At 67.8% G+C, this 13914-nt stretch carries 12 protein-coding genes and 1 pseudogene; 9 read left to right on the top strand and 4 right to left on the bottom strand.

Annotation, left to right across the window (positions count from 1 at the left end):
- Positions 1 to 73: 73 nt before the first annotated feature.
- The 4 genes from M5C98_RS16540 to hemC are packed head-to-tail and all read right to left on the bottom strand — an operon-like array spanning position 74 to position 4307.
- Positions 74 to 1351 (bottom strand): heme biosynthesis protein HemY, encoded by a 1278-nt coding sequence (locus M5C98_RS16540; protein WP_272548536.1) that lies wholly within the window; start codon positions 1349 to 1351, stop codon positions 74 to 76.
- Positions 1352 to 1374: 23 nt separating this feature from the next.
- Positions 1375 to 2481, bottom strand: a complete 1107-nt coding sequence (locus tag M5C98_RS16535; RefSeq protein WP_272548534.1) for a uroporphyrinogen-III C-methyltransferase — start codon at positions 2479 to 2481, stop codon at positions 1375 to 1377.
- Positions 2478 to 3323 (bottom strand): uroporphyrinogen-III synthase, encoded by an 846-nt coding sequence (locus M5C98_RS16530; protein ID WP_272548532.1) that lies wholly within the window; start codon positions 3321 to 3323, stop codon positions 2478 to 2480. The genes M5C98_RS16535 and M5C98_RS16530 overlap by 4 nt, the downstream gene beginning before the upstream one ends.
- A 45-nt stretch (positions 3324 to 3368) precedes the next feature.
- Positions 3369 to 4307: a hydroxymethylbilane synthase gene (hemC, locus tag M5C98_RS16525; RefSeq protein ID WP_272548531.1), complete on the bottom strand. Its 939-nt coding sequence runs from the start codon at positions 4305 to 4307 to the stop codon at positions 3369 to 3371.
- 154 nt (positions 4308 to 4461) lie between these two features.
- On the opposite strand from hemC, the gene ppc reads away from it, so the two are divergent.
- The 9 genes and pseudogenes from ppc to M5C98_RS16480 all read left to right on the top strand — a co-directional run bounded on the left by ppc (position 4462) and on the right by M5C98_RS16480 (position 13886).
- Complete coding sequence (gene ppc, locus M5C98_RS16520; protein WP_272548530.1) at positions 4462 to 7320, top strand: phosphoenolpyruvate carboxylase; 2859 nt, start codon at positions 4462 to 4464, stop codon at positions 7318 to 7320.
- Positions 7321 to 7574: 254 nt separating this feature from the next.
- Complete coding sequence (locus M5C98_RS16515; RefSeq protein ID WP_336298480.1) at positions 7575 to 8390, top strand: DUF6402 family protein; 816 nt, start codon at positions 7575 to 7577, stop codon at positions 8388 to 8390.
- The gene (locus M5C98_RS16510; protein WP_272548529.1) at positions 8390 to 8788 is read left to right on the top strand and encodes a hypothetical protein; all 399 of its coding nucleotides are present in this window, start codon (positions 8390 to 8392) and stop codon (positions 8786 to 8788) included. Before M5C98_RS16515 ends, M5C98_RS16510 begins: the two co-directional genes overlap by 1 nt.
- A gap of 68 nt (positions 8789 to 8856) precedes the next feature.
- The gene (locus M5C98_RS16505) at positions 8857 to 9201 is read left to right on the top strand and encodes a hypothetical protein (RefSeq protein WP_442867189.1); all 345 of its coding nucleotides are present in this window, start codon (positions 8857 to 8859) and stop codon (positions 9199 to 9201) included.
- A gap of 99 nt (positions 9202 to 9300) precedes the next feature.
- Complete coding sequence (yccS, locus tag M5C98_RS16500; protein ID WP_272548527.1) at positions 9301 to 11514, top strand: YccS family putative transporter; 2214 nt, start codon at positions 9301 to 9303, stop codon at positions 11512 to 11514.
- A 199-nt stretch (positions 11515 to 11713) separates the two neighbouring features.
- Positions 11714 to 12604: a DUF6402 family protein gene (locus M5C98_RS16495; RefSeq protein ID WP_272548526.1), complete on the top strand. Its 891-nt coding sequence runs from the start codon at positions 11714 to 11716 to the stop codon at positions 12602 to 12604.
- Entirely contained in the window at positions 12601 to 13017 is a 417-nt protein-coding gene (locus tag M5C98_RS16490; RefSeq protein ID WP_272548525.1) for a hypothetical protein, read from the top strand. Before M5C98_RS16495 ends, M5C98_RS16490 begins: the two co-directional genes overlap by 4 nt.
- On the top strand, positions 13017 to 13424 hold the full coding sequence (locus M5C98_RS16485) for a hypothetical protein (RefSeq protein ID WP_272548524.1): 408 nt from the start codon (positions 13017 to 13019) through the stop codon (positions 13422 to 13424). The genes M5C98_RS16490 and M5C98_RS16485 overlap by 1 nt, the downstream gene beginning before the upstream one ends.
- Positions 13425 to 13488: 64 nt before the next feature.
- Positions 13489 to 13886, top strand: a pseudogene (locus M5C98_RS16480) (hypothetical protein).
- Positions 13887 to 13914 lie beyond the last annotated feature (28 nt).

The following is a 13914-nucleotide window of genomic DNA, read 5'->3' as shown; positions in this document are numbered from 1 at the left end:
GGAGCCCGGCCTCGGGCGGCCGCAGAGAGGGGTGGGCGCAAGCCCAGGCACGGCGCCTGGGCCCCGCCTTGCGTCAGGACGCCAGTACGGCGTTCTTCCAGGCTGTGGCCGCCGCCGTGGCGTCGCCGCGCTGCTCGGCCAGTTCGGCCAGGTGGCGCCACGCGCTGCAGCGCAGGCTGGCATCGCCCAATTGCCCGGTGGACTGGGTGAACAGCTGCTGCGCCTTGCCCCACAGCTGGCGCCGCAGGCAGGCCATGGCGGCCAGGTACTGCAGGCGCGCATCGCGGGGGTTGGCCTGCTGCGCCGCTTCGATGCGGGCGAGCCACGCGGCGTCGAGCGCATCCAGGTTGTTTTCCAGGGCGCGCACCAGCTTGAGCGCCTGGTGGTCAGGAAGGGCGTGCGGCAGTTCCACCATGCGTTCCCACACGGGCAGCAGCCACTGGCGCACCTGGCCGGCATCGCCGCCCAGGGTGCTCAGGCGCTGCGCCGCGTGGATGGCCAGCTCGGGCATGGCGCGCTCGGCGGGCTCCAGCGACATCCACACCTGCTGCAGCTGGGCCGGGTCGTGCGCGCCGTTCAGCAGTTCCATGGCCAGGCCGCGCACGATGCTCTGCGCTGCGGCGGGCGAAAACGCCCGGTGCTTGCCCAGCAGCCGCGCGGTCTCCAGGGCTTCCTGGGTCTGGTGGGCCAGGCGCGTGGCCTTCAGGCGCGCGCGCAGCGCCAGCGTGCGCCGGGCCGCGCCCTGGGGCAGGGCGGCCAGGCGTTCGAGCGCGGCGTTGGCATCGCGCTCGTCCAGCGACCAGCGGGCCGCGCGCAGGTGTGCGCCTTCGCGCAGCTCCAGTTCGGTGACCGGCGCGCGGTCGGGAATGTTGTTGAGCGCGTTCTGCAAATGCGCCTCGCGCGTGGCGCGGTCCTGCAGGGCGTGCGAGCTTTCGGCGGCCACCAGGTGGGCCAGCGTGCGCAATTGGCGGCCGTGCGGCACGGCCTCGCCCGATGCCTCCAGCGCGCTTTCTTGCGCGAGGGCGGCGGTGGCGGCCTTGCGCGATCGGATGAAGCGCCCGGCCAGCAGCTGCGACAGCGCATCGAGCAGCGCGGCGTGCATGGAGCGCTCCTTTTGCTGGGCGCGCCAGCGCCGCGCCTGGCGGGGCAGCTCCAGCAGCGCGGCCAGGGCGCGCAGCGCCACATACAGCGTGGCGAAGCCGCCGACCAGCAGCAGCAGGACGAGATTGAGCGACAGATCGACGCGGTAGGGCGGCCAGAACAGGGTCACCGTGCCCTGGTTGTTGCCCGCGAACAGCGCGGCCGCGACGGCCACGCCAAAAAGTGCCAGAAACCAGAGTGCGGCGCGCATGGGTGGGCGGTCCTCCGGTGGCTTCAGCGGCCGGCCGCGGCCGTGGCCAGGGCGGACAGGGTTTCGTCCAGCGGCGGCAGCTCGGCCGTGCGGATGTGCGACTGCGCCTGCTGCAGCACCGTGGCGGCCATCTGCGTGCGGCGCGACGCGGGGTCGAAGTAGCGGTTGAGCGCGGCGCTGGCGGCGGCCAGGTCGGCGCGGGCCGAGTCGAGCTGGCGGGCCAGCACGCCCAGGCGGGCGTTCATGAGCTTGAGCTTGAGGTTCTCGCGCAGGAAGAACGCCTGGTCGGGCGATACCAGGATGGCCTCGGGCCGGTCGATGCGGCTCACGCGCAGCAGGCCGCGGGCTTCGTCGCGCACGACCTCCCACGCGCGCTGCAGCGCAGACTGCCACCAGGGGCTGGGCGCGGCGGGCGGCGCGGCGGCGTCGCCCGCGGGCACCTGGGCGTTCATGCGGCGCGTGGCGGCGGCCTGGGCGACGGCGTTCTGCAGGGGCAGCTCGTCCACCTGCCGCACCAGATCGTCGAGCCGCGCGAGCAGGCCGGCGGTGTCGGTCACCTGGGCGGCGCCGATGCGCTCCAGGTCGCGGCCGATGGCGCGCGACAGGGGCGCCAGGCGGGGCTGGGCGGCGCGTTCGATGCGCTGGTTGGCGCTTTTCAGGGCGGCCACCAGCGGCTCCAGGCTGCCGGTCAGCTGGGCCTGCTGCTGGGCCAGGCGGATGCCGGATTCGATGTCCACCACCAGGTTCTCGTCGCGCGAGCGCGACAGGCTCTGCATCAGGTCTTCGAGCTGGGCGCGCTGCAGGGCCACTTCGCTCACGCGGGTTTCGTTCACCGTGAGGCGCGCGGCGGTTTCGCGCGACACGTCCAGCGCCTGGTGGGCGAGGGTGCGGGCTTCGATGGCCTGGGTGCCGGAGTCGGCGGTCTGCCGGGCCAGTTGCTCCTGGATGGTGTTCAGGCGCTGCCACAGCAGCGCGCTGCCCAGCAGGCCGGCGGCGGCCACGGCCCCCAAGGCCCAGAGCGCGTAGCGGTTGCCGCTGGCGCTTTTCACGGACGCTGCGGGCGCGGCGGCCAGGGGCGGCGGCGTGGCCAGCGGTGGGGCGGCGGGGGTGGAAGCGGGCTCAAAACTCATGGGTGCGATTCTATCGAGGCGACCACGTCGTCCAGGGCGGGCCGGCACTGGCGCACGGCCCCGAAGCCCAGGGCGTCGGCGGCCTGCGCGATGCGCGGATGGGTGACCAGCGCGCGGGCCTCGCGCCAGTCCTGGCCGGGCAGCGCGGCGGCGAGATGGGCGATGGCCTCGGAGCTGCTGAACAGCCACAGCGAGCCGTCCGTGGCGGCCTGCGTGGCCAGGGCCTGCTGCGCGGGGGTGAGCCGCGGCGCGGCGCGTTCATAGGCCGCGACGAACTCCACCTGCCCGCCGGCCGCGGCGATCTGCTGCGCCAGCCATTCGCGTCCGGTGCCGCCCTGGGAGGCGTCCGACGGGCCATCGGCCTCGCCCTGCGCGCCGCGCACGATCAGGATGCGGTCGCCGGGCTGCACCTGCGGCTGCACCCGCTCCCACAGCGATTCGGAATCGAACTGCCCGGCCGTGGCCGCGGGCTGGTCGATCTGCGCGGCGGGCATGCCGCTGTCGCGCAGCGCCTGGGCGGTGCCGGGGCCCGGGGACCATGCTCTTGTTTTTGTAGCAGAACGCCCTAGTGAAATATGCGCTGGAGGCCGATTCGACTCGAAGAAGTAGCGCACGGCATTGGCGCTCACGAACATCACCGCGCGGTAGTCGCCAAAGCCCTCGCGCGCCCGGTGCAGCGCGGCGACTGCCTCCGGATCGCTGCAGCCGGCGATGGCGATCAGCGGCAGGGCCACCGCGTCGATGCCGCGCGCGTGCAGGGCCACGATCCATTGCGTGGCATCGCGCTCGGGCCGCGTGACGATGGCGCGGCGGGTGGGGGGCGTGCGGGTGGCAAGGCTCAAGGGCGGGACCGTCGTGGCGGGCGTCGTCGGAAGGGGCGGGGGGGCTCAGCCCGCAGGCTGCGCGCCTTGTGCGCACAACTGCGCTGCGGCGTCGCTGCCCAGGGCATCGGCCTGCGCCAACGTCTGCACGGCGCCGGAGACGGTCGCGCGCACCAGCGGCAGCACACCGTGCGGGTCGCCCCAGGCGGCATCGAGCTGCAGCGTGCCGTCAGCCTGCCATTGCGAGTACGCGGCCAGCGGCATGGAGCAACTGCCGCCCATGGCGCGGCTCACGGCGCGCTCGGCCGTCACGCCCAGCCAGCTGGGCAGGTGGGCCAGCGGCGCCAGCGCGGCGATCACGTCCTGCCGGTGGCTGCGCACTTCCAGGCCGAGCGCGCCCTGGCCGGCGGCCGGCAGCATCTCGGCGGGCTCGAACGTGGCGCGGATGCGGTCGTGCAGGCCCAGGCGCTTCAGGCCCGCAGCGGCGAGCACGATGGCGTCGTACAGCCCTTCGTCGAGCTTGCGCAGGCGGGTGTCCAGGTTGCCGCGCAGCGGCTCGATCTTCAGGTCGGGCCGCAGGGCCTGCAGCAGCACCTGGCGGCGCAGGCTGGAGGTGCCCACCACCGCGCCCTGGGGCAGGTCGGCCAGGCGCGCGAAGCGGTTCGAGACGAAGGCATCGCGCGGGTCTTCGCGCTCCATCACCGCGGCCAGGTGAAAGCCTTCGGGCAGCTCCATCGGCACGTCTTTCAGCGAGTGCACGGCGATGTGCGCGCGGCCTTCTTCCAGCGCCACTTCCAGCTCCTTCACGAACAGGCCCTTGCCGCCCACCTTGCTGAGCGTGCGGTCCAGGATCTGGTCGCCCTTGGTGGTCATGCCAAGCAGCTGCACGGTGTAGCCGCGCGCCTGCAGCAGGGCCCGCACATGCTCTGCCTGCCACAGGGCCAGGCGGCTTTCGCGGGTGGCGATCACGAAGGGGAAATGGGTGGGGGTTTCGAAGGGATTCATCGCGGTAGGGGGGCCGCCGCGCACGGAGGGAATACGGGGGGTGCGCGGGGCGGGTGCGCCGAGCGGCGCGGGCAGCGGGGATGCTAGCATGGGCCCGCAGCAGCCGCCGCCCTCTGTCCATGATGCGCCCGAGCGCGCAGGAGACCCTTTCCGCATGAACGCGACCCCCCGCAAGACCGACGCCGCGCCCGCAGCGGCCGCCCCCCGCAAGACCGACAAGGACCTGCCGCTGATCCAGGACATCCGGCTGCTGGGCCGCATCCTGGGCGACGTGATTCGCGAGCAGGAAGGGGTCGCCGCCTACGACCTGGTGGAGCAGGTGCGCAAGCTGTCGGTGGCCTTTCGCCGCGATGCCGACCAGGAGGCCGACAAGGCGCTCAAGAAGCTGCTCAAGGGCCTGTCGGGCGACCAGACGGTCAGCGTGATCCGCGCCTTCACCTATTTCAGCCACCTGGCCAACCTGGCCGAGGACCGCCACCACATCCGCCGCCGCACCGTGCACGAGCGCGCCGGCAGCGCGCAGGAGGGCAGCATCGAGGTGGCCCTGGCGCGGCTGCGCTGGGCCGGCATCGCGCCGCGCACCATCTCGCAGACGCTGGCCAGGAGTTACGTGGCGCCGGTGCTCACCGCCCACCCGACCGAAGTGCAGCGCAAGAGCATCCTGGATGCCGAGCGCGACATCGCCCAGTTGCTGGCCGAGCGCGGCGACATTCAGGTGCGTGCCCAGTTGTACAACAGCGCCAAGGACGCGCTCACCCCGCGCGAGCTGGCGGCCAACGAGGCGCGGCTGCGCGCCCGCGTGGCCCAGCTGTGGCAGACGCGCCTGCTGCGCTACACCAAGCTCACCGTGGCCGACGAGATCGAGAACGCGCTGTCGTACTACGAATCGACCTTTCTGCGCGAGATCCCCAAGATCTATGCCGAGCTGGAGCGCGAGCTGGGCAACCATCCGGTGGCGAGCTTCCTGCGCATGGGCCAGTGGATCGGCGGCGACCGCGACGGCAACCCCAACGTGAGCGCGGCCACGCTGTCGCTGGCGCTGGGCCGGCAGGCCGAGGTGGCGCTGCGCCACTACCTGACCGAGGTGCACTTCCTGGGCGGCGAGCTGTCGCTGTCGGCGCGGCTCGTGCAGGTCTCGCCCGACATGCAGGCCCTGGCCGAGCGCTCGCCCGACCACAGCGAGCACCGCCAGGACGAGCCGTACCGCCGCGCGCTCACCGGCATCTACGCCCGGTTGGCCGCCACGCTGCGCAACCTGACCGGCGGCGAGGCCGCGCGCCATGCCGTCGCGCCGCAGAACCCCTATCCCGATGCCGAGGCCTTCCTGGCCGACCTGCGCGTGATCGAGGCCTCGCTGCGCTCGCACCGCGGCGCGGCGCTGGCCGCCGAGCGCCTGCACCCGCTGGTGCGCGCGGTGGAGGTGTTCGGCTTTCACCTGGCCACCGTGGACCTGCGCCAAAGCTCCGACCAGCACGAGAAGGTGGTCGCCGAGCTGCTGGCCACGGCGCGCGTGGAGCCCGACTACGCGGCCCTGCCCGAGGCCGACCGCCGCGCGCTGCTGCTGCGCCTGCTGGCCGATGCCCGGCCGTTGCGCGTGGTGGGCGCCACGTATTCCGAGCACACCACGGGCGAGATCGCCATCTTCGAGACGGCGCGGCAGATGCGCGAGCGCTTCGGCCCGCAGGCCATCCGCCACTACATCATCAGCCACACCGAAACCGTGAGCGACCTGCTCGAAGTGCTGCTGCTGCAAAAGGAAGTGGGGCTGATGCACGGCACGCTCGATGCCGTGCCGCCCGCGCCGGGCAGCGCTGCCACCACCGACCTCATCGTGGTGCCGCTGTTCGAGACCATCGAAGACCTGCGCAACGCCGCGCCCATCATGCGCGAGCTGTACGCCGTGCCCGGCTTCGCCGCCATGGTGCAGGCCAGCGGCGCCGAGCAGGACATCATGCTGGGCTACAGCGACAGCAACAAGGACGGCGGCATCTTCACCAGCAGCTGGGAGCTGTACCGCGCCGAGATCGCGCTGGTGGCACTGTTCGACGAACTGGCCGCCAGCCACCGCATCCAGCTGCGCATGTTCCATGGCCGCGGCGGCACTGTGGGCCGCGGAGGCGGCCCGAGCTACCAGGCCATCCTGGCGCAGCCGCCCGGCACCGTGCGCGGGCAGATCCGCCTGACCGAGCAGGGCGAGGTCATCGCCTCCAAATACGCCAACCCCGAGATCGGCCGGCGCAACCTGGAAACCCTGGTCGCCGCCACGCTGGAGGCCACGCTGCTGCAGCCCACCAAGCCCGCCACCAAGGACTTCCTGGCGGCGGCGGCGCAACTGTCGGTCGCCAGCATGGGCGCCTACCGCGCGCTGGTGTACGACACCCCGGGCTTCACCGATTACTTCTTCAACTCCACGCCCATCCGCGAGATCGCCGAGCTGAACATCGGCTCGCGCCCGGCCTCGCGCAAGCCCAGCCAGCGCATCGAAGACCTGCGCGCCATTCCCTGGGGCTTCAGCTGGGGCCAGTGCCGGCTCACGCTGCCGGGCTGGTACGGCTTCGGCGCCGCGGTGGAGGCCTTCGTCAAGCAGCCCGGCCAGGACCCCAAGGCGCAGATGGCCCTGCTGCAGAAGATGTACCGCCAGTGGCCGTTCTTCGGCACGCTGCTGTCCAACATGGACATGGTGCTGGCCAAGAGCGACCTGGCCCTGGCCTCGCGCTACAGCGAGCTGGTGGCCGACACGCGCCTGCGCAAGAAGGTCTTCGGCGCCATCGAGGCCGAGTGGCAGCGCACGGCCGATGCGCTCACCCGCATCACCGGCGAGAAGCACCGCCTGACGCACAACACCGCCCTGGCCCGGTCGATCCGCCACCGCTTTCCGTACATCGACCCGCTGCACCACCTGCAGGTCGAACTGGTGCGCCGCTGGCGCGGCGGGCAGGGCGACGAGCGCGTGCAGACCGGCATCCACATCTCGATCAACGGCATCGCGGCCGGGTTGCGCAACACCGGCTGAGGGCGGGGGCAGGGCGTCGGCTGGTGCCCGCGCGGCGTGGTGAGTTTTCAGCGGATGCCTTCCTTCTTTGGTGTTTTAATAGTTACGTTGCGTAACCCGGAAAATGAGCGACTCCGTGTTTTGGATGCCCTTTGTTTTCTAGAATCCGCGATTCGAAAACAAGCGACAACAAATAAGGGAGTGTTCATGAACGGCGTGGTCAAGGTGGACCCAGAGCAGTTGCGAGCGCAACTGGAGAAAAGCTGCCACCCAAGGTGCGGCTGTTTCAGCTCGACGACATTCCCGGCGTGATGCGCTCGCGCATGGGGTGGCCGGTGGCGGCGGCGTTGATGGAGCGGTGGTTTCGCGGGGCGGCTTTCGAGATGCCAGAACTGATGAAGCGTGGACGCGATCCCTTCGAGTTGGCCCAATTGGGCTCCTCGCGCCTGGATGAGAGTACCGTCACTATGAATTGGGCACTCGGCTTTGCACGGGTCCGTGCCGCGATGGCGAAGCTCCAGAAGCAATGGGCGACGCCTTCAGCGTTGCTCTTGCTGAAGAAGCGCATCAATGACCAAACGACAGGAACCTCTCAGTCATGGAGGTTTGGCAACCTGGCGCAGCCTGCCAAAGGGGTTGATGGCACGTGTCAAACCAACTATGTGCACTGTGGCCAACTCAGTGATCCATTGGATGATTTCTATGGAGCCATGGGAGAAGCCACGCTCAAGATCGCGGTGTCTGGACTTGTCGCAAAGAATGGTTTAGGAAAAACCACTGTCGCTATCGATCAATTGGGCTTTTACCTTCGCGATAGCTATGACTTCAACGATGGTGAAACCCCTTTCCTTTCACAGCCTCTGGGCTTCTGGGGATTTCAAGGGGTGAGTCGTGTGAACGTAGGCCGAGGCATCCCCATCTCAAATCAATGGGTGAATCAAGAGGCGTCCAAGATCCGCAGAGATGTTTACTTTGTGCAGAACCAAGATTTTCGCCAGTGGCGCACTCAACATGGCCGAGGTGCAGACTTCGTTGTTCTCTCCGACGTGCACCGTGTTCGCCTTCCGTTTCCCATCAAATTGGAATGGTAATGAAGCTAAATGACTTCAGGAAAGTCCCTTGCATCGTCTGGTGCTTGGCATTGAATGCACTTATTTTTCTTGCTTGGTACGCTGCGACGCCCACATTTTTCGATAGTGAAAACAGCCCTCAGCGCGTCTATCGCCTTGAGTTTCACAAAGCGTCTCTCGTTCAGCGCATCATCCATCACGACTACAAGATGCCCTACGTGGTACGTTTGTACCGCGTGAATTCCAAAACACTGCTGGGTGAAAGTCAGGTCGTCGATCTTTGGATGAATGGAGAAATCCATTGGTGGTTGAGTCCGCCCAACAATGCGGTACAGGTCGGCAATGACGTGGCTTTCGAGAACATTCCTCCCGAATGTGCCGATCCATCGCCCCCTCCGGCCTGCGACGCAAAACATTGATGGATGCTCTACCCGTTTCAAGCGCAAAAAGAGTCCCCTACATCGCCTGGTGCTTGGCGTTGAATGCCGTGCTGATCCTTGCGTGGCTTGCGGCAACGCCTCAACTATTCAACCGCTACAACAGCCCCCGCTATGTGTACAGCCTGGACATCTACCAAGCCTCCTGGTGGCAACGGATCACCCACCCCGAGATGAAAAAACCGGCCGTGGTGCGCCTGCACCGATTCGAGTCCAGGGCGCTGCTCGGCGAGAGCCCCGTGGTCGATCTGTGGCACAACGATGGCATCGTCTGGGACGTGGACACGCCCGGCTCCGTGAACAGGGTGCACGTGGGCCGTGACGTGGTGTTTGAAAAGCTCCCCTCGGAATGCACGCCGCCTTCGCCGCTGCTCAGTTGCGAGGGGCGCTCGTGAAGTGGCAGTCGAGGCGTCTTGCCGCGTATTCAGATACTGGGCATGCCCCGCTGAATATTCCCATCTCTCTGCAGGGTTGATGCGATCTTGAAAACGGCAATGGCAGGTTGGGCAAGGCGCCTGTGGGCGCAGGATGCGCTGGTGTACGGCGTGCGCGTGTTCATCGCGCTGAGCGGCGCCATGGCCGTGTGCTGGTGGCTGGACCGCGTGCCGCTGGTCACGCCGATCTTCCTGGGCATCATCGCCAGCGCCATCGCCGAGACCGACGACAACTGGCGCGGCCGGCTGCGGGCGCTGCTCGTCACGCTGGCCTGCTTTGCCACCGCCGCGTTCTCGGTCGAGGCGCTGCTGCCGTGGCCGGTGTGGTTCGTGGCGGGGATGGCCGTGTCCACCTTCGGCTTCACCATGCTCGGCGCCGTGGGCGAGCGCTACCGCGCCATCGCCCTGGCCACCGTCATCCTGGCGCTCTACACCGCCATCAGCGTGGCGCCTGGGGCGCATCCAGGCGCGCACCAGGGTGTGCCCCGGGGCGAGGGGCTGGCCTGGAGCGTGCCCACCTGGCTGCTCGCCGGCGCCACCTGGTACGGCCTGCTGTCGCTGCTGTGGTGCGCGCTGTTTCCGCACCAGCCCGTGCGCCAGAACCTCGCCAAGCTCTACGGCGTGCTGGGCGCCTACCTGCGGCTCAAGGCCAGCCTGTTCGAGCCCGTGCGCGGCGTGGACGTGGAGCGCCGGCGCCTGGCGCTCGCCCAGACCAACGGCCGCGTGGTGGCCGCCCTCAACACCACCAAGGAAAGCATCTTCAGCCGCCTGGGCGCGCGCCGCGACGCGCCGCCCCCCACCGGCCGGCTGCTGCGCCACCTGAACCTGTACTTCATCGCGCAGGACATCCACGAGCGCGCCAGCTCGTCGCACCACCACTACAACGACTGGGCCGACGTGCTGTTCCACAGCGACGTGCTCTACCGCTGCCAGCGCGTGCTGCAGCTGCAGGGCGTGGACTGCACCCGCCTGGCCGAGGCCCTGCAGACGCACGAGCCCTTCGTGCGCGACCCCGCCGGCGAGCGCGCCATGGCCGACCTGCACGACTCCATCGCCCACCTGGAGAACCAGCGCCAGAGCGCCTGGCAGCGGCCCCTGCGCAGCCTGCGCGCGCTGGCCCGCAATCTCGCCACGCTCTCCGGCCAGCTCGATGCGGCCACCCACCCGGATGGCGGCGAACGCCTGGGCGACAGCAGCCTGCTGGACCGCTCGCCCCGGTCGCTGGCCGATGCCTGGGGCCGCGTGCGCGCGCAGCTGCACCCGGGCACGCCGCTGTTTCGCCATGCCACGCGCCTGTCGCTGGCGCTCGCGGCCGGCTACGTCGCCATGCAGCTCATCGACCCCGTGCACGGCTACTGGATTCCGCTGGCCACGCTGTTCGTGTGCCAGCCCACCTACGGCGCCACCGTCACGCGCGTGTCGCAGCGCATCGCCGGCACCGCCGTCGGCCTGGTGGTCGGCTGGGCGCTGCTCAAGCTCTTTCCCAGCCTGCCGCTGCAGGCGCTCATCGCCGTGGCGGCGGGCGTGCTGTTCTTCGTCACCCGCACCACGCGCTACCTCACGGCCACCGCCGCCATCACGCTGCTGGTGCTCATGTGCTTCAACCAGGCCACCGGCGAGGCCTATGCACTCATCCTGCCGCGCCTGTTCGACACCCTGATCGGCAGCGCCATCGCCACCGTCGCCATGATGGTCGTGCTGCCCGACTGGCAGGGCCGGCGCCTGGCCGCCGTGGCCGCGCAGGCCCTGCAGGCCAACGGGCAGTACCTGCGCGAGATCATGTCGCAGTACGCCACCGGCAAGGAAGACGACCTGGACTATCGCCTGGCCCGCCGTACCGCGCACAACGCCGACGCCGCCTTCTCCACCGCCCTGTCGCACATGCTGCGCGAGCCCCGCCACGTGCGCTCGCATTCGCAGGCTGGCATGCGCATGCTGGTGCTGTCGCACACGCTGCTCAACTACCTCTCGGCACTGGGCGCGCACCGCGGCCAGCTCGCCGAAGGCGTGGACGACCCCCTCGTGCAGGAGGGCGCCCGCTATGCCGTCGAGCGCCTCGAAGCCGTCGCCCGCACCCTGCGCACCCGCGAGGCCCTGGAGGGCGATGCGGCCCACGGCGAAACGCTCGCCACCGCGCTGGAACAGGCCGCCGATGCCGCGCCCGACACCTTGCGGCTGGTGCAGACGCAGCTGGCGCTGGTGTGCCGGCAATTGGCGTTGCTGCAGGCCCTGGCTGCGCAACTGGCTGCGCGCGGGGCGGGGCCGCAGGCGTAGCGGGAGCAGCGCCGCAGGCTGCGACCACTGCCTTGCCTTCGAGGGCTTGGCTTGCAGCCTCTGAACGCTCTCACCATGGATTTGCTCGATAGTTACGTGGCGTAACCATAAAACGGATCGGCACCGCGCTTTGCGCTGTCTTTGCTCCGAGAATTCGCAGTTCCAAAAAACAGGCGGCGCCGGAAAAAGGGGAGGGTGCATGAAAGAGGTGGTCAAGGTGGACCAGGAGCAGTTGCTAGCGCAACTGCAGAAAAAACTGCCGCCCAAGGTGCGGCTGTTTCAGCTGGACGATATTCCTGGCGTGATGCGTTCGCGCATGGGGTGGCCGGTGGCGGCGGCGTTGATGGAGCGGTGGTTTCGCGGGGCGGCTTTCGAGATGCCCTATGAGATGAAGCGGGGTGATCCTCCCCATCAAACCGCCACGTTGAATTCGGTGCAACTGGATGAAAGCACCGTCTCCATGGCCTGGGCTCTGGGTTTCGCACGGGTGCGTACGGCCATGGCGACGTTGCAGGCGCAGTGGGCCAGTCCTGCCGGCTTGTCACTGTTGAAAGATCGGGTGGAAAAGCAGGGCGGGGGGCGTCCTCAACCGTCTTGGCGGTTTGGCTCGCTGGGCCATCCGGCCAAGGCCGTGGATAAAAGTTGCCAGGTGAATGTCTTGAAGGTGGGGCGTTTGAGCGATCCGCTGGACGATTTCTACGGCGCGATGGGGGAGGCGATGCTCAAAGTGGCGGTGTCCGGCATCGTCACTTCCAAAGGCGCTGGAAAGACGGCCATCCTGATCGATGAACTGGGCTTTTACCTGCGCGACTCCTACGATTTCAATGATGGCGACCATGCCTTCCTCTCGCAGCCCTTGGGCTTCTGGGGATACGGGGGCGTCAGCCGCATCGACCTGGGAGGACGCGTGTCGATTTCTGAACAGTGGGCGAATGAGACAGAGGGCAAGGCATTGAGCCATGCCTATTTGGTTCAGAACCAGGACTTTCGCCGATGGCGTGGCCTGCACGGGCGGGGCGGCGACTTCATTGTCTTGTCCGACGTGCATCGGGTTCGCCTGCCTTTTCCTATATCGCTGGAGTGGTCATGAAGCTGCCCGATTTAAAGAAGGTTCCGTGCATCGTCTGGTGCGTGGCGCTGGACCTGTTGCTCCTGGCGGGCTGGTATGTGTCCACCCCCACTTTCCGTTCCAGCTACAACAGCCCCCGCATGGCGTATCGCCTGGAGTTTTATGACCCATCCATTCTTCAGCGCATCGTTCATTACGATTTCAGAATGCCCGCTATGGTGCACCTCTACCAGGTAGAACCCCCGGCCCTGCTGCGCGAGAGCGAGGTGGTCGATATGGACGGCGGCAATAGCGAGATCATGTGGTTCGTGGATGCCCCCAAGGATCTGAAAAAAGTGCGCGTGGGCCGCGATGTGGTGTTCGAGAACATTCCGCTGGAATGCGCTGAGCAGGATTTGCATTTGCCCGAATGCCAGAAGAATTTCGGCAAGTGATGAAGATGCTTTCCTTGTTCAAGAAAATCCCGTGCATCGCCTGGTGGCTGGCATTGCACGCCGCACTGTTCCTGGCCTGGTATGTATCCACGCCGACGCTCTACAACCGCTACAACAGCCCCCGGTATGTGTACCGCCTGGATATCTACCACGCCTCCTGGTGGCAGCGGGTCACCCACCCCGAGATGAAAAAGCCGGCCGTGGTGCGACTGCACCGATTCGAGTCCAGGGTATTGCTCGGCGAGAGCCCCGTGGTCGATCTGTGGCACAACGACGCCATCGTCTGGGACGTGGACACGCCCGGCCCCGTGAACAAGGTGCACGTCGGCCGCGATGTGGTTTTCGAAAAGCTCCCCTCGGAATGCACGCCTCCTTCGCCGCTGCTCAGTTGCGAAGGTCGCTCGTGAGTAACTGCCGAGGCGTCTTGTCCTGTTTTCCTGTTCTTGGAATGCGGGTGGTAACTCCCGGTGCATGACGTCAAAAAAAGTCCCATGCATCGCTTGGTGCCTGGCGTTGAACGCCGTGCTGTTCCTTGCCTGGGTTGCAGCCACGCCCAGACTATTCAACAGCTACAACAGCCCCAGATATGTGTATCGCCTGGAGATTCATGACGCGTCCCTGCTGCAGCGGGTCATTCACTACGATAAAAAATACCGTCCCTGGTGCGCCTGTATCACGTGAACTCGAGAACCCTGCTGCGTGAAAGCGAGGTGGTGGACCTTTGGATGAATGGCGAGATCAGTTGGCACCTGGACACTCCTCCGATCACTACCCACAAGGTTTACGTGGGGCGTGTCGTGCTTTTCGACAATATTCCTTCGGAGTGTTCTGACCCATCGCTACCACCTCATTGCTCTGCCAAACCGTGATGTCACGGCGGTTCGGCTGGATTGCAGC

The organism is Acidovorax sp. NCPPB 3576, assembly GCF_028473605.1.
Taxonomy (GTDB): domain Bacteria; phylum Pseudomonadota; class Gammaproteobacteria; order Burkholderiales; family Burkholderiaceae_C; genus Paracidovorax.
Note: the sequence above shows the minus strand (reverse complement) of the source record. Positions and strands in the feature narration are given on the sequence as shown.

Bases quoted from the DNA above. Each gene is read 5' to 3' on its own strand.
- M5C98_RS16485 (WP_272548524.1), top strand. From the start codon at position 13,017: ATGAAGATGCTTTCCTTGTTCAAGAAAATCCCGTGCATCGCCTGGTGG.
- M5C98_RS16490 (WP_272548525.1), top strand. From the start codon at position 12,601: ATGAAGCTGCCCGATTTAAAGAAGGTTCCGTGCATCGTCTGGTGCGTG.
- hemC (WP_272548531.1), bottom strand. From the start codon at position 4,307: ATGAATCCCTTCGAAACCCCCACCCATTTCCCCTTCGTGATCGCCACC.
- M5C98_RS16510 (WP_272548529.1), top strand. From the start codon at position 8,390: ATGAAGCTAAATGACTTCAGGAAAGTCCCTTGCATCGTCTGGTGCTTG.
- M5C98_RS16495 (WP_272548526.1), top strand. From the start codon at position 11,714: ATGAAAGAGGTGGTCAAGGTGGACCAGGAGCAGTTGCTAGCGCAACTG.
- M5C98_RS16540 (WP_272548536.1), bottom strand. From the start codon at position 1,351: ATGCGCGCCGCACTCTGGTTTCTGGCACTTTTTGGCGTGGCCGTCGCG.
- yccS (WP_272548527.1), top strand. From the start codon at position 9,301: ATGGCAGGTTGGGCAAGGCGCCTGTGGGCGCAGGATGCGCTGGTGTAC.
- M5C98_RS16535 (WP_272548534.1), bottom strand. From the start codon at position 2,481: ATGAGTTTTGAGCCCGCTTCCACCCCCGCCGCCCCACCGCTGGCCACG.
- ppc (WP_272548530.1), top strand. From the start codon at position 4,462: ATGAACGCGACCCCCCGCAAGACCGACGCCGCGCCCGCAGCGGCCGCC.